Origin of the sequence: Aestuarium sp. (assembly GCF_023253315.1) — a bacterium.
Classification (GTDB): domain Bacteria; phylum Pseudomonadota; class Alphaproteobacteria; order Rhodobacterales; family Rhodobacteraceae; genus Marivivens; species Marivivens donghaensis.
The window spans coordinates 1-703 of the sequence record NZ_JALRGW010000149.1; the positions used below are offsets into that span (position 1 = coordinate 1).

Consider the following 703-nt stretch of genomic DNA (forward strand, 5'->3'; position numbering starts at 1 on the left):
CAAAAGAACCCGTCTCTCCACCAAAGACTGATACCGCTTGTGTGTTTGAGTAAAGTTGTCTTACGAGAGTCTTATAATCCTCACTAGTCACAGCCCTACCTTGTGAAGCATAATCCAAAGGTGCATTGAGTTTGATAGACTCAATTGACTCTGCTTCTGAACCACCGATAGAACTTTGAATTGTTGTAACAGATACGTTTGTGACACCATCAATTGCACCAGCAGATGTAAACACTGAAGCACCGTTGCCGTCCTCTTTGTTAGATACAACATACTGAAGAATCACAATGTTGTCATCTGACAATGCACTACCAAGAACACCGTCACCAAAGTACACTTCGAATTTACCAATCTCAACTTCTTGTAGGAAGTAAACATGACTTGTACCAGTAACCTGTGCAATGTCTGTTGCAAGAGTATAAGTTGTTGTAGTGGAGTCAGATGCAGAGTTCTGAACCTTAACGGTAAGTGTACGAGTATCTGCTCTGTTATCATTAATTAAGAATCTCTGCTCAACGTCTTGCGTATCAACAGTAAATCTAGAAGTGACAAACGTTCCTTCATAAAGAACAAGATTGGAGAACACAACACTGTTACCAATATTTGATGCAGTAATTTCAGTTGGATTAATGAATGTGTATGCTTCACCTTCAATAGTTGTGTTGAAAACTGTCCCAGCAGACATCGTTGCAGTTGCGTTTGT

At 40.0% G+C, this 703-nt stretch carries 1 protein-coding gene; it reads right to left on the bottom strand.

From position 1 onward, the window contains the following. Positions 1-703, bottom strand: a 703-nt coding sequence (locus AC1QQ2_RS14730) for a baseplate J/gp47 family protein (protein WP_479713708.1), incomplete at both ends; no start/stop codon positions are given.